General features: G+C 72.0%; 17 protein-coding genes. 10 read left to right on the top strand and 7 right to left on the bottom strand.

Annotated elements, in window-relative coordinates; translation table 11 throughout:
- Positions 1 to 36 precede the first annotated feature (36 nt).
- Both scy and mce read right to left on the bottom strand, forming a co-directional pair.
- Positions 37 to 4107, bottom strand: coding sequence for a polarized growth protein Scy (gene scy, locus ACZ516_RS22180; protein ID WP_469011450.1), 4071 nt, complete (start codon positions 4105 to 4107; stop codon positions 37 to 39).
- 271 nt (positions 4108 to 4378) lie between these two features.
- Entirely contained in the window at positions 4379 to 4819 is a 441-nt protein-coding gene (gene mce, locus ACZ516_RS22175; protein WP_358590046.1) for a methylmalonyl-CoA epimerase, read from the bottom strand.
- 136 nt (positions 4820 to 4955) lie between these two features.
- Here mce and ACZ516_RS22170 point away from each other — a divergent pair, with 136 nt between their 5' ends.
- Together ACZ516_RS22170 and meaB are read left to right on the top strand one after the other, a co-directional pair.
- Positions 4956 to 6158, top strand: a complete 1203-nt coding sequence (locus ACZ516_RS22170; RefSeq protein WP_358590049.1) for an acetyl-CoA C-acetyltransferase — start codon at positions 4956 to 4958, stop codon at positions 6156 to 6158.
- A 78-nt stretch (positions 6159 to 6236) separates the two neighbouring features.
- Entirely contained in the window at positions 6237 to 7193 is a 957-nt protein-coding gene (meaB, locus tag ACZ516_RS22165; RefSeq protein WP_358590051.1) for a methylmalonyl Co-A mutase-associated GTPase MeaB, read from the top strand.
- A gap of 170 nt (positions 7194 to 7363) precedes the next feature.
- Here the strand turns inward: meaB and ACZ516_RS22160 are convergent, their stop codons facing one another.
- Positions 7364 to 8077 carry a PepSY domain-containing protein gene (locus tag ACZ516_RS22160; protein WP_469011449.1) on the bottom strand — a complete coding sequence of 238 codons (714 nt, stop codon included), beginning with the start codon at positions 8075 to 8077 and terminating at the stop codon, positions 7364 to 7366.
- 149 nt (positions 8078 to 8226) lie between these two features.
- Between ACZ516_RS22160 and ACZ516_RS22155 the strand changes: the two genes are divergently transcribed.
- Both ACZ516_RS22155 and ACZ516_RS22150 read left to right on the top strand, forming a co-directional pair.
- Positions 8227 to 8892 (top strand): response regulator transcription factor, encoded by a 666-nt coding sequence (locus ACZ516_RS22155; RefSeq protein ID WP_358701054.1) that lies wholly within the window; start codon positions 8227 to 8229, stop codon positions 8890 to 8892.
- Positions 8889 to 10358: a sensor histidine kinase gene (locus tag ACZ516_RS22150; protein ID WP_469011448.1), complete on the top strand. Its 1470-nt coding sequence runs from the start codon at positions 8889 to 8891 to the stop codon at positions 10356 to 10358. The genes ACZ516_RS22155 and ACZ516_RS22150 overlap by 4 nt, the downstream gene beginning before the upstream one ends.
- Before the next feature lie 31 nt (positions 10359 to 10389).
- On the opposite strand, the gene ACZ516_RS22145 is transcribed toward ACZ516_RS22150, so the two are convergent.
- The 4 genes from ACZ516_RS22145 to ACZ516_RS22130 all read right to left on the bottom strand — a co-directional run bounded on the left by ACZ516_RS22145 (position 10390) and on the right by ACZ516_RS22130 (position 13078).
- Positions 10390 to 10866, bottom strand: coding sequence for a MarR family winged helix-turn-helix transcriptional regulator (locus ACZ516_RS22145; RefSeq protein WP_358583936.1), 477 nt, complete (start codon positions 10864 to 10866; stop codon positions 10390 to 10392).
- A gap of 118 nt (positions 10867 to 10984) precedes the next feature.
- Positions 10985 to 11791, bottom strand: coding sequence for an AIM24 family protein (locus ACZ516_RS22140; protein WP_469011447.1), 807 nt, complete (start codon positions 11789 to 11791; stop codon positions 10985 to 10987).
- Complete coding sequence (locus ACZ516_RS22135) at positions 11788 to 12438, bottom strand: AIM24 family protein (protein ID WP_358699645.1); 651 nt, start codon at positions 12436 to 12438, stop codon at positions 11788 to 11790. Before ACZ516_RS22135 ends, ACZ516_RS22140 begins: the two co-directional genes overlap by 4 nt.
- Before the next feature lies 1 nt (position 12439).
- Positions 12440 to 13078, bottom strand: a complete 639-nt coding sequence (locus ACZ516_RS22130; protein WP_358583930.1) for an AIM24 family protein — start codon at positions 13076 to 13078, stop codon at positions 12440 to 12442.
- A gap of 166 nt (positions 13079 to 13244) precedes the next feature.
- Between ACZ516_RS22130 and ACZ516_RS22125 the strand changes: the two genes are divergently transcribed.
- The 6 genes from ACZ516_RS22125 (at position 13245) to ACZ516_RS22100 (ending at position 18332) form a co-directional block, all read left to right on the top strand.
- Positions 13245 to 13589: a DUF3817 domain-containing protein gene (locus tag ACZ516_RS22125; RefSeq protein WP_358583928.1), complete on the top strand. Its 345-nt coding sequence runs from the start codon at positions 13245 to 13247 to the stop codon at positions 13587 to 13589.
- Complete coding sequence (locus ACZ516_RS22120) at positions 13586 to 13879, top strand: MTH1187 family thiamine-binding protein (protein ID WP_469011446.1); 294 nt, start codon at positions 13586 to 13588, stop codon at positions 13877 to 13879. The genes ACZ516_RS22125 and ACZ516_RS22120 overlap by 4 nt, the downstream gene beginning before the upstream one ends.
- A 148-nt stretch (positions 13880 to 14027) precedes the next feature.
- Positions 14028 to 14771 (top strand): hypothetical protein, encoded by a 744-nt coding sequence (locus ACZ516_RS22115; protein WP_361079328.1) that lies wholly within the window; start codon positions 14028 to 14030, stop codon positions 14769 to 14771.
- Positions 14768 to 15448, top strand: a complete 681-nt coding sequence (locus ACZ516_RS22110; RefSeq protein ID WP_469011445.1) for a DUF4166 domain-containing protein — start codon at positions 14768 to 14770, stop codon at positions 15446 to 15448. The genes ACZ516_RS22115 and ACZ516_RS22110 overlap by 4 nt, the downstream gene beginning before the upstream one ends.
- A gap of 128 nt (positions 15449 to 15576) precedes the next feature.
- Complete coding sequence (locus tag ACZ516_RS22105; protein WP_358583940.1) at positions 15577 to 16185, top strand: TetR family transcriptional regulator; 609 nt, start codon at positions 15577 to 15579, stop codon at positions 16183 to 16185.
- Between the two features lie 335 nt (positions 16186 to 16520).
- The gene (locus ACZ516_RS22100) at positions 16521 to 18332 is read left to right on the top strand and encodes a glycosyltransferase family 2 protein (protein WP_358911717.1); all 1812 of its coding nucleotides are present in this window, start codon (positions 16521 to 16523) and stop codon (positions 18330 to 18332) included.
- Position 18333: the final 1 nt, after the last annotated feature.

Genomic DNA, 18333 nt, shown 5'->3' with positions numbered 1-18333 from the left:
CCGAAGGTCCTCACAAGCACGGTAGGCCCTCTTTCGCTACCCCTCTGACGTCTTGCCACCCGAACGAGTAGATCCGGCCGCGGCCGCCGCCTTGACGCCGCCCCCACCGGAGCCGCCGCCCGACGAGGACTTCGCCCCGCCCGTCGGGGCCTCAAAGGATTCCAACGCCTCCAGCACGTCCTGGACACGGGAGATCTCCGCGTTGATGTCCTCGCGGCGCCGCATCAGGACCTCCAGCTCACGCTTGCCCTCCTCGACCGTGCGCGTCGCCTCGGCCTCGGCCTCGGCCTTGATCCGCTCGGCCTCGCCGACCAGCGAGGCCTTCTTGGTCTCGGCCTCCTTCAGTAGCGCCTCGGCCTTCTTCACCGCGGCGATACGCACCTTGCCCGCCTCGGAATCGGCGTCCGAAACCAGCTCCTTCGCCTTCGCCTGAGCCTCGGCGAGCTGCTCCTCGGCCGCCTTCACCAGCGCGTCGCAGCGCTCACCGGCAGACTTCATCGCCTCGGCCGACTCCCGGCGCGCGCGCTCGTGCAGCTCCTCGATCTCGGTGGTCAGCCGGTCGCGCTGCTCCTCCGAGCGCTCCCTTATGGCGGTCGCGTCGCGCCGGGCGCCGATGAGCAGCTCGTCCGCGTCCGTACGGGCCTTCTCCACCAGCGTGTTGCCCTCGACCGTCGCCTGGGCGACCAGCCGCTCGGCCTCCTTGCGGGCCGCGCCGACCATCGTGTCGGCCTGCGCCTCGGCGTCCGTGGTCGCCTTCAGCGCCTTCTCCTGGGCGTCCGACGTCACCTTCTCGGCCTCGGCCGTCGCCTTGGTGATGAGCGTGTCGACCTGCTCGGCGGCCTCCTGGCGGCGCTTGTTGGCGGCCCGGCGCGCCTCGTCCAGGGTGCGCTCGGCCTCCTCGCGCGCCTCGGACGTGAGCCGCTCGGCCTCCCGCGCCGCGTCCGCCTTGAGCCGCTCGGCCTCGGCGCGGATCCGCTCGGCGTGCTGCTGGGCGGAGTTGACCGACTCGGCGGCCTCCGCGCGCAGCCGCTCCGCGTCGCCGGAGGCGTCCGAGATGAGCTTCTCCGCCTTGGCCACCGACTCCGCGCGGACCCGCTCGGCCTCGGCGCTCGACTCGGCCCTGAGCCGCTCGGCCTCCGCGGTCGACTCCGCCTCGAGCCGCTTCGCCCGCTCCGTCGACTCCGCGTGCAGCCGCTCGGCCTCGGCGGTCGACTCCGCCTTGAGCCGCTCCGCGCGCTCCGTCGACTCGGCGAGCAGCCGCTCGGCCTGCGCCGTGGACTCCGCCTTGAGCCGCTCGGCCTCCGCGATCGTCTCGTTCTGCAGCAGCTCGGCCTCGCTGCGGGCCTCACCGATCAGGGTGTCGGCCTGCCCGGCCGCGTCGCTGCGGATGCGGTTGGCGTCCTCACGGGCGTCGGCCCGGGTGCGGGCGGCGTCCTGCTCGGCCTGCGCGATGGTGTCGGAGGCCTCCGTGCGCACCCGCTGGGCGTGCTCCGAGGCGTCCGAGCGCATCCGCTCGGCCTCCGCGATCGCGTCCGAGACCGTGCGCTCGGCGAGGGCCTTGGCCGCCTCCGAGGCCTCCGCCGCCTCACGCCGCGTGCGGCTGGCGTCCTCGGCGGCGCGCTCCCGCTCGGCGTGGGCGTCGGCGCGGACCCGGTCCGCCTCCTCCTGCGCCTCCGTCCTCGTGCGCTCCGCGGCGTGCTCCGCCGCCGAACGCAGGCCCGCGACCTCTTCCTGCGCCGCCTCGTGCAGGCCGGCGACGGAATCCCGTACGGACTGGGCGGTCTGCTCGGCGGCCGAGACCATCTCCGTCGCGCGGCGGTCGGCCTCCTCGACCAGGCGCACGGCCTCGGCCTGCGCCTCCTCGACCCGCTTACGGGCGGAGGCAAGCAGCTCCTCGCTCTGCTCACGGGCCCGCTCGCGCTCCTGACCTGCCTCCGCGCGCGCCGAGCCCAGGGTCTCCTCGGCCTCGCGGCGGCGCCGGGCGGCCTCCTCCTGGGCGGCGGCCAGCTCCTCGGCGGCCTCCGCGCCCACCCGCTCGGCGGCGGCCGCGGCCTCCGCGCGCACGCGGTCGGCGGACTCCTGCGCCTCGGTCCTGAGCCGCTCGGCCTCGGCCGCGGCCTCCGAACGCAGCCGGACCGCGAGGGCCTCGCCCTCCGCGCGGGCCTGCGAGGCGTCGGCGGCGGCCTCGTCGCGCAGCCGCTCCGCCTCCGCCTCGGCCTGCGCCTGGAGCGCGCGGATCCGCTCGGCGGACTCCGCCCGCAGCCGGTCCGTCTCCTCCTTGGCCTCCTTGCGCATGCGCGCGGCCTCGGAACGCGCGTCGGCCAGCGCCTGCTCGGCGGCGGCCAGACGCTCCTCGGCCTCCGCGTGCAGCCGGGTCAGCTCCTCGGCCGCCTCGGCCTGGCGGGCCGCGATGGCCCGCTCGCTCTCCGCGCGCAGCGTCCGGGCGGCCTCCTCGGCCTCGGCCCTGGTGCTCGCGGCCTGCTCGGCGGCCTCCTCGCGGTGCCGCTCGGCCTCCGCGCGGGTGCGCTCCAGGGTCTCCTCGGCCTGCGCGCGCAGGCTCGTCGCCCGCTCCTGCGCCTCGCCGCGCAGCCGCTCGCTGTCGGCGGTCGCGGCCGTACGCAGCTCCTCGGCGTCCGCCTTCGCCTTGGCGAGCAGCTCCTCGGCGGACTTCGCGGCCTCCTCGATCTCCTTGAGGGCCTCGCGCCGCGCCTCGCCCCGGATGCGCTCGCCCTCGGAGACCGCCTCGGCCCGCAGCTGCTCGGCCTCGCCGCGCAGCCTGCGCGCCTCCTCCTGCAGCTCGACGGTCTTGGCGCGGTACTCCTTGGTGTCGTCCTTCGCCGCGCCCTTGAGCTCCTCGGCGATGTCGTGCGCCTCGGCGCGCAGCCGGTCGGCCTCCGTCTCGGCCTCGGAGCGGATCCGCTCGGCCTCCTCGGTGGCGGCCCGCGTGGTCTCCTTGGCGTTCTTGGAGGCCTTGTCGAGGACCTCCTCGGCCGTCCGCGCCGCCTTGGCGAGCTGGCCCGCGGTCTCCTCGGCGGCGAGCGTGCGCGCCTTCTCGGCGGCGTCCGCGATGAGCTTCTCGGCCTGCGCGCGGGCGTCGGCGATCAGCTGCTGCGCCTCGGACTTGGCGGACTCGGCCTCCTTGGTGGCCTCGCTGACGAGGCGGGCGACCTGCTCCTTGGCGGTGCGGGTGCGCTGCTCGCCCGCGGCCTCGGCGGCCGCGAGCTGCTTGCCGGCGCTCTCCTTGGCCTCGGCCAGCAGCTTGTCGGCCTCGGCCCGCGCCTCGCGCAGCGCCGTGTCGGCGTCGGCCATGCGCTGCTCGGCGGCCCGGCTCGCCTCGGCGGCCTGCCGGCGGGCCTGCTCGGACTCGGTCGCCGTGGTGGAGCGCAGCTGCTCGGCGTGGTCGGTGGCCTCCTGGGCCTGGGTGGAGGCGGCGGTCAGCAGGCGCTCGGCGTCGGAGCGGGCCCGGCGCAGGATCGCCTCGGCCTCGGCGCGGGCGGACTCGGCGTCACTCGCCAGGCGGCGGCGGGCCTGCTCGGCGACTCGCTCGGCCTCGGCGCGGGCGGCGGCCAGCGCCTGCTCGGCCTCGGCGCGCGACTCGTCCAGGAGACGGCGGGCCTGCTGCTCGGTGCGGGCCCGCAGCTGCTCGGCCCACGCCACGTTCTCGTTGACGTGCGACTCGACGGTCTGCCGGCGCTCGGACAGCTCCTGGTCGAGCTGCTGGCGGCGGGCCACGGCCTCGGCGTGCAGTTCGGCCTGGAGCCGGGCCTGCTGCTCGGCGTGCTCCTGGAGGATGCGCTGGGTCTGCGCGCGCGCGTCGCGCAGCTCGCGCTCGGCGTCCGCGCGCAGCTGCTCGGCCTGGATCTGCGCGTTGCGCAGCAACTGCTCGGCCTGGTAGCCGATGTCCGCGCTGTCGTAGGCAGGGCGGGACGCGAGGTTGCGGCGCGCCTCGTGCAGCTTGGCGCGCAACACCTCGACCTGGTAGCCGAGATCCTCGGCGTGCTGGACGGCTTTCTCCCGCTCGGTCCTCAGCCGGTCCATCTCGGCCTCGAACCGCGAAAGACTGTCGGTCTCAGCCCGCGAGTTCTCCTGGCGTTCGTAGCCCCGCACTGCGCGGTCCCATCCTTCCCCGAGCTCTTGGCTGCGCTCGAGCAGGGGAGGCCCCACTCCTGGTCGCAAGTCTCTCCAACGAGCCTCGTTCATCCGCCGAACGAGGCCCCCGGGGGAATGGTGTCAGATCAACGGCGGAGCAGGGGTCGTCGCCCCCACGCTCGCCCCCCGAAACCCGGACCCCGGTATGCGGCCGCCCAGCTTTCGGGCAGCCTGCCGCCCCGACTTCGGACGGCCGGTCACTAACCCTACCGGGCCGGATATACGGAGGTCAGTGCGTCGGTGACTCCGAGGGCGCCGAAGTGACGAGTTCGGTGAGGACTCCGTGGCAGTCCTTGGGGTGGAGGAAGGTGATCCGCGACCCCATGGAACCGACGCGCGGCTCCTCGTACAGCACCCGCACACCCTTGTCCTTGATGGCGGCGGCGTCGCCGTCCACGTCGGCCGTGCCGAAGGCGATGTGGTGCACGCCCTCACCGTTCTTGGCCAGCCACTTGCCCACCGCCGAGTCGTCCCGCGTGGGCTCCAGGAGCTGGAGGTAGGAGGCGCCCCCGTCACTCGTCTCGTTGATCTTCAGCATGGCCTCGCGCACGCCCTGCTCTTCGTTGACCTCGGTGTGGAAGACGGTGAATCCGTACGTCTCCCGGTAGAACTCGACGGTCTTGTCGAGGTCGAAACAGGCGATCCCGATGTGGTCGATTCGCGTCAGCATGGTTCAAGTGCAGCGCTTGACGGGGTGATTACGCAACGTGCGCGCGATCACACCCGCACCCCGATGACGTGCGGGGTACCGCTCAGTACATTCAGATAAACCCTCGTTAACCTCTCCTCCCAAGGGGCCGTGGCACATGTCTCGAACGTCCGGTACCACCTCAGTGATCGTCGCGGGCGCCCGCACGCCCATGGGCCGCCTCCTCGGCTCCCTGAAGTCCTTCTCGGGTGCGGACCTGGGCGGCTTCGCGATCAAGGCCGCGCTGGACCGCGCGGGCATCGGCGGCGACCAGGTCCAGTACGTGATCATGGGTCAGGTGCTCCAGGCCGGGGCGGGGCAGATCCCGGCGCGCCAGGCCGCCGTCAAGGCCGGCATCCCCATGAACGTCCCCGCGCTCACCGTCAACAAGGTGTGCCTCTCGGGCCTCGACGCGATCGCGCTCGCCGACCAGCTGATCCGCGCCGGCGAGTTCGACGTCGTCGTCGCCGGCGGCCAGGAGTCGATGACCAACGCCCCGCACCTGCTCCCCGGCTCCCGCGAGGGCCACAAGTACGGCGCCATCGAGATGCTCGACTCCATGGCCCTGGACGGCCTGACCGACTCCTTCGAGGGCGTCGCGATGGGCGAGTCGACCGAGAAGCACAACGGCCGCCTCGGCATCGCCCGTCCGGAGCAGGACGAGATCGCCGCCCTCTCGCACCAGCGGGCCGCCGCCGCGCAGAAGAACGGCCTGTTCGAGGCGGAGATCACCCCGATCGAGATCCCGCAGCGCAAGGGCGACCCGGTGCTCTTCGCCAAGGACGAGGGCATCCGCCCGGAGACCACCGCCGAGTCCCTCGGCAAGCTGCGCCCCGCCTTCGCCAAGGACGGCACCATCACGGCGGGCTCCGCCTCGCAGATCTCCGACGGCGCCGCCGCGGTCGTCGTCATGTCCAAGGCCAAGGCCGAGGAGCTGGGCCTCGACTGGATCGCCGAGATCGGCGCCCACGGCAATGTGGCCGGCCCGGACAACTCCCTGCAGTCCCAGCCGTCCAACGCCATCCTGCACGCCCTGAAGAAGGAGGGCCTGGAGGTCTCCGACCTGGATCTCATCGAGATCAACGAGGCCTTCGCCGCCGTCGCGGTGCAGTCAATGAAGGACCTCGGCGTGTCCACGGAAAAGGTGAACGTCAACGGCGGGGCCATCGCGCTGGGTCACCCGATCGGGATGTCCGGCGCACGCCTGGTGCTGCACCTCGCCCTGGAGCTGAAGCGGCGCGGCGGCGGTGTGGGCGCGGCCGCCCTGTGCGGTGGCGGCGGTCAGGGCGACGCCCTCATCGTCAAGGTGGCCAAGGGCTGAGTCCCGGGATCCGCGAGATGGCCCCGGGTCCGCGGGCCCGCGGCCCGGTGTCCCGTACGTAGCGAACGGAGCTGTCTCATGCAGGACGTCCCCTCCCTGGTGGCGCAGGCCCGCGAGGGCCGGCCGCGGGCCGTGGCCCGGCTGATCTCACTGGTCGAGGGGGCGTCGCCGCAGCTGCGCGAAGTGATGGCGGCGCTCGCTCCCCTGGCCGGACACGCGTACGTGGTCGGGCTCACCGGGTCACCCGGTGTCGGCAAGTCGACGTCGACGTCCGCCCTCGTGAGCGCCTACCGGCGCGCCGGCAAGCGGGTCGGCGTGCTCGCGGTCGACCCCTCGTCGCCCTTCTCCGGCGGCGCGCTCCTCGGCGACCGGGTGCGCATGTCGGACCACGCCTCCGACCCCGGCGTCTACATCCGCTCCATGGCCACCCGCGGCCACCTGGGCGGGCTCGCGTGGGCCGCCCCGCAGGCGATCCGCGTACTGGACGCGGCGGGCTGCGACGTCGTCCTGGTGGAGACCGTCGGCGTCGGGCAGTCCGAGGTCGACATCGCCTCGCAGGCGGACACCTCGGTGGTCCTCCTCGCGCCCGGCATGGGCGACGGCATCCAGGCGGCGAAGGCCGGAATCCTGGAGATCGGCGACGTGTACGTCGTCAACAAGGCGGACCGCGACGGCGCGGACGCGACGGCGCGGGAGCTGAACCACATGCTCGGCCTCGGGGAGTCCCGGGGGCCCGGGGACTGGCGGCCGCCCATCGTGAAGACGGTCGCGGCGCGCGGCGAGGGCATCGACGAGGTCGTCGAGGCGCTGGAGAAGCACCGCGCGTGGATGGAGGAGCGGGGGGTGCTCGCCGAGCGGCGGGTCTCCCGCGCCGCCCGGGAGGTCGAGACGATCGCGGTCACCGCGCTGCGGGAACGGGTCGGCTCCCTGCGGGGGGACCGGCGGCTGTCCTCGCTGGCGGAGCGGATCGTGGCGGGGGAGCTCGATCCGTACGCGGCGGCGGACGAGCTGGTCGCGGGGGTCACCTCGGGGTGAGCGAGGCCGCCGCGGCGCGGGGGACGCCGTCCACTTCCGCGTGCGCCCCGTAACGGGTCGCCGCCCAGCGACAGGTGCCCGCCCCGCATCCGGCGGTGGGCGCACATCCGGCGGTGGCGCGGAAACGCCCCGGGGGCGGCGTACCCGGGGCGTTTGCATGTGTCCGCGTGTCAGTCGTCCGAGCCGTCGGCGTCCTGGTCGTCACGGTCGTCGTCGTGGCGGTCCGCGGTGACCTTGCCGGTCTTCAGGTCGACGTGCCACTGGGACTCCGCGCCCTTGGCGCCCGTCGTCTCGACGCCCCAGGCACCCGCCTTGCCGTCGTCGTCCAGGTCGACGGAGGTCACCTTGCCCTTGGCGGCACCGGCGCGCGCGGCGTCCTCGGCGCTGGTGGACGCGCCCTTGAGCGCGGCGTTCACCCGGGCGGCGTCGGCCGCGTCATCCCCGTCATCGTCGCGGTCGATCCAGGAGCCGAGGACCTTGCCGGTGCCCGGGTCCACCTCGACGTCGTGCCAGGTGTCGCCCTTCAGGATGTCGACGCCCCAGACCAGGGCGCCGTCCTCCTCGTCCAGTTCGGCGGAGACCGCGGTGCCGGGGGTCTTCGCGAGGGCCGCCCTGATCGCGTCGGCGGCGGTCACCTTGGCGGCCTTGGCCTCGGCGGTGTTCTCGGCCGCGTCCTCGGCGTCGTCGCGGCGGTCGTCGTCCTTGCGGTCGTCGCTCTTGTCGTCGTCGCTCTTGTTGTCGTCCTTGCGGTCGTGGTCCGTCAGCCGGACGCTCGACCGCTGCGCGGCGCTCTCGTCGTCACCGGTGGTCGCGAGGGCGGTGGCGGTACCGCCGGTGACCAGGGCCGCGGCGGCGACGGTGGCGATGACGATGTTGCGCTTCATGGAGTTCCTCCCGAGACGGTGGGCGAGTGTGGCGGCGGCCGGGGCCGCTGCCGTTCGCTTTCGATGAGGACCAATCTGGCCGACCGACCCTGAACCGGAGCTGAAGCCGCCTGAAGAACTCTTCAGGTTCGCTCTGCCACCCTGAACGCATGCGTTTGTTGATCGTCGAGGACGAGAAGCGGCTGGCCCTGTCCCTCGCCAAGGGCCTGACCGCAGAGGGCTACGCCGTCGACGTCGTCCATGACGGCACCGACGGTCTGCACCGCGCGAGCGAGGGCGCGTACGACCTGGTCATCCTCGACATCATGCTGCCCGGCATGAACGGCTACCGCGTCTGCTCGACCCTGCGCGCGGCCGGCAACGACGTACCCATCCTGATGCTCACCGCCAAGGACGGCGAGTACGACGAGGCGGAGGGCCTGGACACCGGCGCCGACGACTACCTCACCAAGCCGTTCTCGTACGTCGTGCTGGTGGCCCGCGTGAAGGCACTGCTGCGCCGCCGGGGCAACGCGGGCCCCTCGCCGGTCCACGTCCTGGGCGACCTCAAGGTCGACACGGCCGCGCGCCGCGTCTTCCGCGGCGAGGACGAAGTCACCTTGACGGCCAAGGAGTTCGCGGTCCTGGAGCAGCTGGTGCTGCGGGCCGGGGAGGTCGTCTCCAAGGGCGACATCCTGGAGCACGTCTGGGACTTCGCGTACGAGGGGGACCCGAACATCGTCGAGGTGTACGTGAGCACCCTGCGCCGCAAGCTGGGCGCGCGCCTCATCACGACGGTGCGCGGCGCCGGTTACCGCCTGGAGGCCCCGCGATGAGACGGCTCTTCGGCTCCGTGCGCGCCCGCGCCACGCTGGGCGCGAGCCTGGTCGTCGCCCTCGCCCTGGTGGCGGCCGGCGCCGCCGTGCTCTTCTCGCTGCGCGCCAACCTCACCGGCCAGGCCGACGGCCGGGCGGACGCCGCCGCCCGCGAGGTCGCCGCGCAACTCGTGGCCGGCCGCCCCTACGACGATCTCGACCTGCCGGACGCCGACGAGTCACCGGTCCAGGTCGTCAATGAGGACGGTGAGGTGGTGGCGGCCGGCGAGGACCTGGAGCGGATCAGCGGCACCGGGACCGACGCGGTCGGGCCCGGCCCCGCGACCCGCACGGCCGACAGCGGCGGAAAGAAGCCGGAGCCGGGGGAGAGGGGTGAGCGGGGTGAGACGGGTGAGCCGGGGGAGCCGGGGGAGCCGGGTGAGATCGACGACGACGCCGAGTACACCGACGGCTCCGCGACCGTCGACGGCGAGAGCGCCGACTACCGCTTCGCCGCCGTCGAGGTGAGCACGCCCACCAGGGGCGACCTCACCGTCTACGCCGGTGGCTCGCTCGCCGACGAGCGCAGCGCCGTGTCGACGGCGCTGACGTCCATGCTGATCGGCTTCCCCCTGCTGCTCGCCGTCGTCGCGGGCGTCACCTGGCTGGTGACGCGCCGCGCGCTGCGCCCGGTGGCCGCCATCACCGCGGAGATGTCGGCGATCACCGCGTCGGAGGATCTCGCGCGCCGCGTGCCCGAACCGGACACGCACGACGAGATCGCCCGGCTCGCCCGCACCACGAACGAGACGCTCACCGCCCTGCAGACGTCCGTGGAGCGCCAGCGGCGCTTCGTGGCGGACGCCTCGCACGAACTGCGCAGCCCCATCGCCTCGCTCCGCACGCAGCTCGAAGTGGGCGCCGCGCATCCGGAGCTGCTGGACGTCGACGGCGCCGTCGAGGACACCGTGCGGCTCCAGGAACTCGCCGCCGATCTGCTCCTGCTCGCCCGGCTCGACGCGGGCGAGCGGCCCGGCGAGGCCCGGGTCGAGCTGGCCGCCTTCGTGCGCGAGGAGCTCTCGCAGCGCACGGGCGACCCCCACGACGTGGAGCTGGACCTCGGGAGCGTGGAGGTCACGGGCTCCCGCAACCAGTTGGCGCGGGTGCTCGGCAACCTCCTGGACAACGCGCAGCGGCACGCCCGCTCCCGGGTCACGGTCACCACCCGCGCCGAGGGCGCGTGGGCGGTCCTTCTGGTGTCCGATGACGGCAGCGGAGTGCCCCCGAAGGAGCGGGAGCGGATCTTCGAGCGGTTCGTACGGCTTGACGACGCGCGGACCCGCGACGAGGGCGGGGCCGGTCTGGGCCTCGCGATCGCGCGGGATGTGGCGGCGCGGCACGGCGGCACGCTCGGGGTGGAGCGGGCGCCGTCGGGGGGTGCGCTCTTCGAGCTCCGGCTGCCGAGCCCTCAGGCGTCGGCGGATTGAGCGACGGAAGCGCCGGGCGGAGCGGAGCGGGTCAGGGCTTGCCGCGCTGGGAGCGCAGGTGTTCCGCGATCGGGGTCAGGGCCTTGTGCAGCTCGCCGAGGGCCTCGGGGGAGACCAGGTCGACGAAGTGCCGCCGGACGGAGGCGACGTGGTGCGGGGCCACCTTCCGCATGGTCTCCATGCCCTCCTGGGTGAGGACGGTGTAGAGGCCGCGCCGGTCGGACTCGCAGTTCTCGCGGCGCACCAGGCCCGCGTTCTCCATGCGGGTGATCTGGTGGGACAGGCGGCTCTTGGACTGCAGGGTGGCGCTGGCGAGATCGCTCATGCGCATCCGCAGGTCTTCCGATTCTGAGAGATGCACGAGAATGTCGTAGTCGTTCATGGTCAGGTTGAACGGCTGAAGGTCCTTTTCGAGCTGATATGTCAGCATCCGGTTGACCTCCACGTGGATGCGCCAGGCGCACTGTTCCTCGTCGGTCAGCCACTGCGGGGCCGTCTCGGTCTCCATGGAATCGATTCTACCTAAGAAGTTGAAAGGTGAACGAATGGTGGGATGTGACGCACCTTGCCTCCCCTGGTCACGGGAGGGGCACAGGCGTTCGCCGTCACACTCCGCAGACTACCGCTCACAGCCCGAAGCGACGCTGGAGGTCCCCCAGTTGTCCGGGAAGACGCGGTACGCCCGGCTGAGGGCCCGGTTGGATGGGAGCGCTCCTCCCTCCCGGCACCCCCGCCTGGTCCGGGACCCCTCCTGTGACCTGCTCGGGCACGAGCGCCTCGCTGGACTGGAGCAGCACCGTGCCGGCGCCCACGAACTCGAATTGATGCTCCTCCCCGGAGGTGCCACCGATGCCGGTCAGTGCCCGCACGCCCCCGATCACCCCCGTGAGGTATCCGTGGTCGTAGTGATGGCACGGTGAGGGGCAGTCGGCCCAGCCCACGAGGGCCTGTGGATCGACCCGGATCGGCGGCTCCATGAACACCACCGGACCATTCGAGGCGGCCACGAACTTCCCGGTCCCGATGAGCGTCAGAAAGCCCGGAACGATCGATTGCTTCAGCGCGAGAGTTGGCTGAAAAGCGAGGAGGTTGCCCGAGCGAATGGTCAGGTTGCCCTCATTCAAGTCATACGAATTCACGTCGAAGGCCCGGTCGGCGAGGAGCATCTTGCCTTGGCCCTCCGCCACGACCCAGTTACTTGCGTGCAGCGGCGAATGAAAACTGGTCCGGACCAGCCGGTCGAGCCGGCCGTGCCCGATGCCGTTGAAGTCGATCCGCCCGTAGTAGGCGATCATCTTCCCCTTCTGCAGGAACCACTGGCTGCCCTTGAGCTCCACGCAGAAGGTGTACGCGTTGACGTTGTCGTCGCTCGGCAGCGTCGTGGGGTCGAAGACCGCGGGCTCGCCCGCCGGGGTCGAGACATTGCCGTTCACAGCTTCTCCTCCGAGGCCTGGACGTACACCGCGCCGCTGCCCGACAGCTCCAGCTGGAACGCCTCTCCGGAGCCGCGGCCCACCATGTCGCGCCAGCCGAGCGCCGCGGAGAGCTTGTTGCGCACGTCGCCGTGGTGCGCGACATACGCCTGAGGGTCGACGTGGACCGGGCGCTGCGGGCTGATCGGCACCTCGATCACCCCGCCGTGCGCCATGACGGCGACCTGGCCGTGCCCCTTCAGGGTCGTGGTGAACAGGCCCTGGCCGGTGACCTGGCCGCGGACCATGCCCATGACGCCGCCCTGGGAGCCCATGAACATGGTGCCCTGCTGAAGGGTGCCGTCGAAGGCGAGCAGCCGGTCCGCCTCCACGTACAGCGTGTCCCCGGTGAGGCCGATCACCTGTATGTGGTGGCCGCCGTGCCCGAAGAGGACCGTGCCGCTGCCGTCCACGGTCATCAGCGGCGTCGCCTCGCCCGCGACCCGGCGCCCGATCATGGACGCCAGACCGCCCTGACCGCCCTGGAGGTTGGGCGTGAAAGAGACATCTCCCCGGTAGGCGAGCATGGCGCCGCGCTGGCTGAAGATCGTGGCGCCCGGCCGCACCGTCGCCTCGACCATCTTGGAATTGATCTCCCGGAAGGGCATGTCAGACGTCCCCCGCGATCGTCGTGCGCTCACTGGGCTGGACGTAGACCAGGCCGTCGCCCTCGAAGCGGATCTGGAAGGCCTCGCCGCCGCCCTCGCCCAGGAAGGTGCGGAACGTGACCCCGGACTGGAAGCTCTGGCGCAGGTCGCCCTGGTGCGCGATGTACGCCCCCGGGTCGACGGTGAGCGGATACTCCCGCGAGACGCGCAGCACCACGGCCGGCCCGTCGGAGACGATCGCCGCCTGCCCCGTGCCCTCGACGGTCGTCGTGAACAGGCCGTTGCCCTGCGTCGCGCCGCGCAGGCCCGTGAAGCTGGTGCCCGTGCGCAGGCCGGCGTCGGTGCACAGCAGATTGCTCGCCTCGACGTAGAGCTTCTCGCCGCGCAGCCGCACCACATTGATCTCCGTGGCCCGGTCGGCGAACCAGCACGTGCCGTGTCCCTTCACCTCCATCACCGTCATCTGCTCGCCGGTGACGCGACGCGTCACCATGCCGCGTATGCCCTCGCCGCCGCCGGACAGCTTTTTGAAGGCCATCTGGCCGTCATGGGCGACCATCGAGCCGTTCTTCGCCTTCACCGCGTCGCCGGTCATGTCGACGGCGAGCACTCTGCTCCCCTGGAGCCGGAATGTAGCCACGAATCGACGGTAGCCCCCGCGTACCCACCCAGAACAGGGTGAAGGCCCCTGAGCGAACCCCGAGACTTCCCCGATGTCACAATGGGGGTCGCTTGTGCGCGCGTTCACAAGATCGGCGCCGCCGAGCGCGCAGCCCGCCCGCCGCCCCCCTCACCGAAGGTGACCCGTGGACATCAAGACCGCTTCCGCACTCCGCCGCCTCCGCCTGGTCTCGGCCCCCGAGGCCGTCTCCTTCCTGCTGCTGCTCGTCTGCTCGGTGCTCAAGCGGACGACGGAGTTCAACGCCGTGCCGGCGATGGGCATGATCCACGGCGTGCTCTTCGTGCTGTACGTGGTCTTCTGGCTGGACGCCTGGAACCGCGCGAAGTGGGACCTGAAGACCGCCGCCCTGTACTTCGTCCTCTCCGTCCTGCCGACCGGCGGGTTCTTCGCCGAGCGCAAGCTGAAGCGCGAGGCCGAGTCCGCGGTCATCGCCTCGCGCGCCCGCAAGGAAGGGATCGTCAACGCATGATCGTCGCGTTCTCCGTGACCCCGCTCGGCGTCGGTGAGGACGTCGGCGAGTACGTCGCCGACGCCGTCCGCGTCGTCCGCGAGTCGGGCCTGCCCAACCGGACCGATGCCATGTTCACCTCCATCGAGGGCGAGTGGGACGAGGTGATGGACGTCGTCAAGCGGGCGGTCGCCGCCGTGGAGGCACGAGCGCCCCGCGTCTCCGTCGTTCTGAAGGCGGACATCCGCCCCGGGGTGAGCGACGGCCTCACCTCCAAGGTCGAGACGGTGGAGCGCCAACTCTCCGCCTGACCCCTGCCCTGCCGGTGCCCGCGCGCGCCACGAAGCCCCCGCCCTACGGGTGGGGGCTTTTCCCTGCCCGCTGACTTGAGCGACTGCTCAAACAGCTGTACCTTCAGTTGAGCACTCGCTCAATAATGCGCTGACGTGGGGGATTACCGTGAGCCTGTACATCGAGGCACGGATACGCGCCGATCTGGAAGACCTCTGGAAGCACACCCAGGAGCCGGCTCTCCATCAGCGCTGGGATCTGCGTTTCACCGAGATCACCTACCTGCCGTGCGCGGACGGCGAGCCCCAGCACTTCCGGTACGCCACGCGCGTGCTGCCCTTCCTCACGATCGCCGGCACCGGTGTCAGCGCCGGGGAGAAACGACGCGCCGACGGCACCCGCACCTCCGCGCTGCGCTTCGCGTGCCCGCACCCGCTCTCCCTCCTCGAAGAGGGCAGCGGCTACTGGCGCTACGTACCGGAGGAGGGCCAGGGGGAGGGCCATGAGGCGGACGGCATCCGCTTCCTCACCGGGTACGACTACCGTCCGCGCTGGGGCCGGCTCGGGGCGCTCGCCGACCGCGCCGCCTTCCGGCCGCTGATGGGCTGGGCCACGGCCTGGTCCTTCGACCGGCTCAGGCTCTGGCTGGAGCGCGGCATCACCCCGGAACGCGCCCTCCTGAACGCCGTCGCCGACGTCGCCCTGCGCCTGCTGGGCGTGACGGCGGCCGTCCTGTTCGCCCCCATGACGGCCCTCGCGGCCGCCGCGCTCGCGGTGATCCTGCCGCCGCTGCCGACTACCCCGGCGGCCCGCCGCTGCCTGCGAACCCCACCGGCACGCACGCGTGCGCCCCGCGTGCTCTCCACCCTCTCCACCCTCTCTCCCCTCGCCACCGTCAAGGAGCCGTCATGACGTCGATCTTCGAGACGGTGCTGGGCGACGACTTCCACCGGCTCCACCCGCAGCTGCGCCGCCGCTTCTCCGTGGGCCTGGCGAGCGGCGAGGCCTGCGTCGGGCGGGGCGTCATGGAGCGCGTCTGGCACGGCCGGGGTTTCGTGAAGCCGTTCCTCGCGGCCGGCGGCACCCGCAACATCCTCGTCCCGCGCCAGGGCCGCGACGTGCCCTTCGTGATCGAGAACGTGCCGTACGTCGACACGTACGGCCGTGAGACGGTGAGCTTCGTGCGCACCTTCGACCTGCCCGGCGGGCCCCGCCGCTTCGACGCCCAGATGGTCCTGAGCCCCAAGGGGGACCGGGTGCTCGACTATCTCGGCACGCACCAGCACCTCGCCAGCGACCTGTACTTCTCGGCCGAGGCCGACGGTTCGCTGGTGATCCGCTCCGGAGAGCACCGCTTCCGGGAAGGGCCGGTGGACTGCCGTGTCCCGTCGTTGATCGGCGCGGACGCCGAGGTGCGGGAATCCTACGACGACAAGGCCGAGTGTTTCCGGATCCGCGTCCGGGTCGTGAACCGGCACTTCGGGCCGCTTTTCGGCTACGAGGGGTCCTTCCGGGCCGCGTACACGGACGTCCGTGTGTGTGGGGTGCGGGCCGGGCTGCGGCCCGTCCGTGAGGAGGCGCGGGCGTGAGCGCGGGCAAGGACCCCGTGGCGGGCTCTGCGAAAGGCTCCGCCAAGGACCCCGCCAAGGACCCCGTCAAGGACCCCGTCAAGGACCCCGTCAAGGACTCCGTCAAAGGGCAGGAAACTCGGGAGAAGCTGCTCGAAGGGGCGTTGCGGACGCTCACGGAGCAGGGCATCGCCAAAGCGTCGGCGCGGAACATCGCCGCTGCGGCGGGCGTCAACCAGGCGCTGGTCTTCTACCACTTCGGTTCCGTCGACGACCTGCTCGCGCAGGCGTGTCGGCACGGGACCGAGCAGCGGGTGGCCCGCTACCGCGACCGGCTCGCCGGGATCGACTCCCTCGCCGGGCTGCTCGCCTTCGGGCGGGAGATGCACGAGGAGGAGCGGGACGCCGGGCACGTCGCCGTTCTCGGGCAGTTGCTCGCCGGGGCGCAGACGCAGGCGCGGCTGGCCGTGGCGACGGCGGCGGGGCTCGCGCTCTGGATCGAGGAGATCGAGAAGGTGCTGACGCGGGTCCTCTCCGCGTCGCCCCTCGGGGAGTTCACCGACCCTGTCGGGCTCGCGCGGGCGGTCGGGGCGTCGTTCGTGGGGCTTGAGCTGTATGAGGGGGTTGATGCGGAGGGTACGGAGCGGGCGTTGGCCGCGTTGGAGCAGTTGGCCCTTTTGGTGAGTGCCGTTGAGGAGCTTGGGCCTCTTGCGCAGCGGGCCGTTCGGCATCGGCTTCGTCGGTCTGCGCGGGCCTAGTCTCTTCTCCCTCTTCTCCGCTTGCCTGTGTGGTGGGTTCGGTCTTTCTGGGCCGCCGCTTCGCGGCGGATGTTTCCCACCCACCCACCCGTATCCCGGCGTCGGGTCGGCCACGTAGGGGCAGCGGGTGGGTGTATCCCCGCGTCCTGCCGGCCACGTTGGAGCAAGCGGGTGGGTGTTTCCCCGCGTCGGGTCGGTCACGTAGGGGCGAACGCCTCCGCAGCCTCCCCCGCCCGCCCGGAAACCCCTCGCACGGACGCGTCCAGGTCGACACCCCGGTGGAATTCCCCTTTTGTGGGGGTATCGGCTCGATCACCAGAACACTGGAGGGCGCTGTGCGGCAGCCGGAGGGCTACGACTACGACACCCACAGCACGCTCGCCGGACCGCTCACCGAGCCCCCGGGCGGCGGCGGGAACGGCGAGGGCGGCGGTTACCGGGTGCAGTACCGCAAGCTCCTCTCCAGTGAGCCTCACCGAATACGCGCCGTGCTCCTGATGACGCTGGCGCCCCTGCTCACCGGCCTGCTGCTCGTCTACCTCGTGTGGCCGACGCACTGGACCGAACGCGAGGGCGGCGAACGCTGGCTCATCGGCCTCGACATCACCATGCTCGTGGCGATCGGCCTGATCGAGCTCTTCATGCTGGTCAACGTCGTATCGATCGCGCACGCCACGATGGTCGCCCGCGACCCGATACCGGTGACCCCCGAAGAAGGCACCCGCGTCGCCTTCCTCACCACGTACGTCCCCGGCAAGGAGCCCCTCTCCATGGTCCGGGCCACTCTTGAGGGCGCCGTCCGGATACACCACAGGGGCCCCCTCCACGTCTGGCTCCTGGACGAGGGCGACGACCCCGCCGCGAAGGCCCTGTGCGAAGAGCTGGGGGTGCGCCACTTCACCCGCCTCGGCGTACCGGAGTGGAACCGCGACAAGGGCCCCCACAAGGCCCGCACCAAGCACGGCAACTACAACGCGTGGCTCGCGATGCACCACGCGGAGTACGACTTCTTCGCCTCCGTCGACACCGACCACGTGCCGCTGCCCAACTTCCTGGAGCGGATGATGGGCTACTTCCGCGACCCGGACGTGGCGTTCGTCGTCGGACCGCAGGTCTACGGCAACTACGAGACGCCGGTGACCAAGGCCGCCGAGTCCCAGCAGTTCCTCTTCCACGCGCTCATCCAGCGCGCGGGCAACCGCTACCGGGCGCCCATGTTCGTCGGCACCAACAACGTCGTACGCGTCAGCGCGCTCACCCAGGTGGGCGGCCTGTACGACTCGATCACCGAGGACATGGCGACGGGCTTCGAACTGCACCGGCGCCGCAATCCGGCCACCCAGAAGCACTGGCGTTCGGTCTACACCCCCGACGTGCTGGCCGTCGGCGAGGGCCCGGCGTCCTGGACGGACTTCTTCACCCAGCAGATGCGCTGGTCGCGCGGCACCTACGAGACGCTCTTCAAGCAGTACTGGAAGGCGCCCTTCACCATGCCGCCGGGGCGGCTGTTCTCGTACACGCTGATGCTCGTGTACTACCCGATGACGGCCGTCAACTGGCTGCTGGGCATCCTCAGCTGCGTCCTGTTCCTGTGGTTCGGGGCGTCCGGCACCCAGGTCGCGGCCTCCGTCTGGATGATGCTCTACAGCGACGCGGCCGCCCTCCAGATCGGCCTCTACCTGTGGAACCGCCGCCACAACGTCTCCCCGCACGAGCCGGAGGGCTCCGGAGGCCTCGCCGGGATGGCGATGTCGGCGCTCTCCGCGCCCATCTACGCCAAGTCGCTCGGCGCGGCCCTGGTCCGCCGCCCGAGCCGCTTCGTGGTCACGCCCAAGGGCGGCGACGCGAGCCCCGACCGGCTGCTGACCTTCCGCATCCACCTGTTCTGGGCGGTGCTCCTGGCGGGTTCGCTGGCCGCCTCCTTCGTGCTCGGCCACACGCACGCGGCGATGCGCACCTGGGCCGTCCTCGCGATGGCCATCTCCCTGGCACCGGTCGCGGTGTGGATCGGCACGGTCGTCAAGGAGCGCAGGGCGGCCCGCCAGGCCGGTCCGGAGCGCGAGGAGCGGCTGGAGGCCGGGCAGCCCGCGCCGGACGCCGAGGGCGAGCCGGCGTTCGCGACCGGCACGACGACAGGAGGGAACTGAG

The organism is Streptomyces sp. NPDC034037 (assembly GCF_055575715.1).
This window is presented reverse-complemented; position numbering and strand designations above follow the sequence as displayed.

Bases quoted from the DNA above. Each gene is read 5' to 3' on its own strand.
- ACZ516_RS22145 (WP_358583936.1), bottom strand. From the start codon at position 10,866: ATGGAGACCGAGACGGCCCCGCAGTGGCTGACCGACGAGGAACAGTGC.
- ACZ516_RS22135 (WP_358699645.1), bottom strand. From the start codon at position 12,438: ATGCCCTTCCGGGAGATCAATTCCAAGATGGTCGAGGCGACGGTGCGG.
- meaB (WP_358590051.1), top strand. From the start codon at position 6,237: ATGCAGGACGTCCCCTCCCTGGTGGCGCAGGCCCGCGAGGGCCGGCCG.
- ACZ516_RS22110 (WP_469011445.1), top strand. From the start codon at position 14,768: ATGACGTCGATCTTCGAGACGGTGCTGGGCGACGACTTCCACCGGCTC.
- ACZ516_RS22150 (WP_469011448.1), top strand. From the start codon at position 8,889: ATGAGACGGCTCTTCGGCTCCGTGCGCGCCCGCGCCACGCTGGGCGCG.
- mce (WP_358590046.1), bottom strand. From the start codon at position 4,819: ATGCTGACGCGAATCGACCACATCGGGATCGCCTGTTTCGACCTCGAC.
- ACZ516_RS22170 (WP_358590049.1), top strand. From the start codon at position 4,956: ATGTCTCGAACGTCCGGTACCACCTCAGTGATCGTCGCGGGCGCCCGC.
- ACZ516_RS22160 (WP_469011449.1), bottom strand. From the start codon at position 8,077: ATGAAGCGCAACATCGTCATCGCCACCGTCGCCGCCGCGGCCCTGGTC.
- ACZ516_RS22120 (WP_469011446.1), top strand. From the start codon at position 13,586: ATGATCGTCGCGTTCTCCGTGACCCCGCTCGGCGTCGGTGAGGACGTC.
- ACZ516_RS22155 (WP_358701054.1), top strand. From the start codon at position 8,227: ATGCGTTTGTTGATCGTCGAGGACGAGAAGCGGCTGGCCCTGTCCCTC.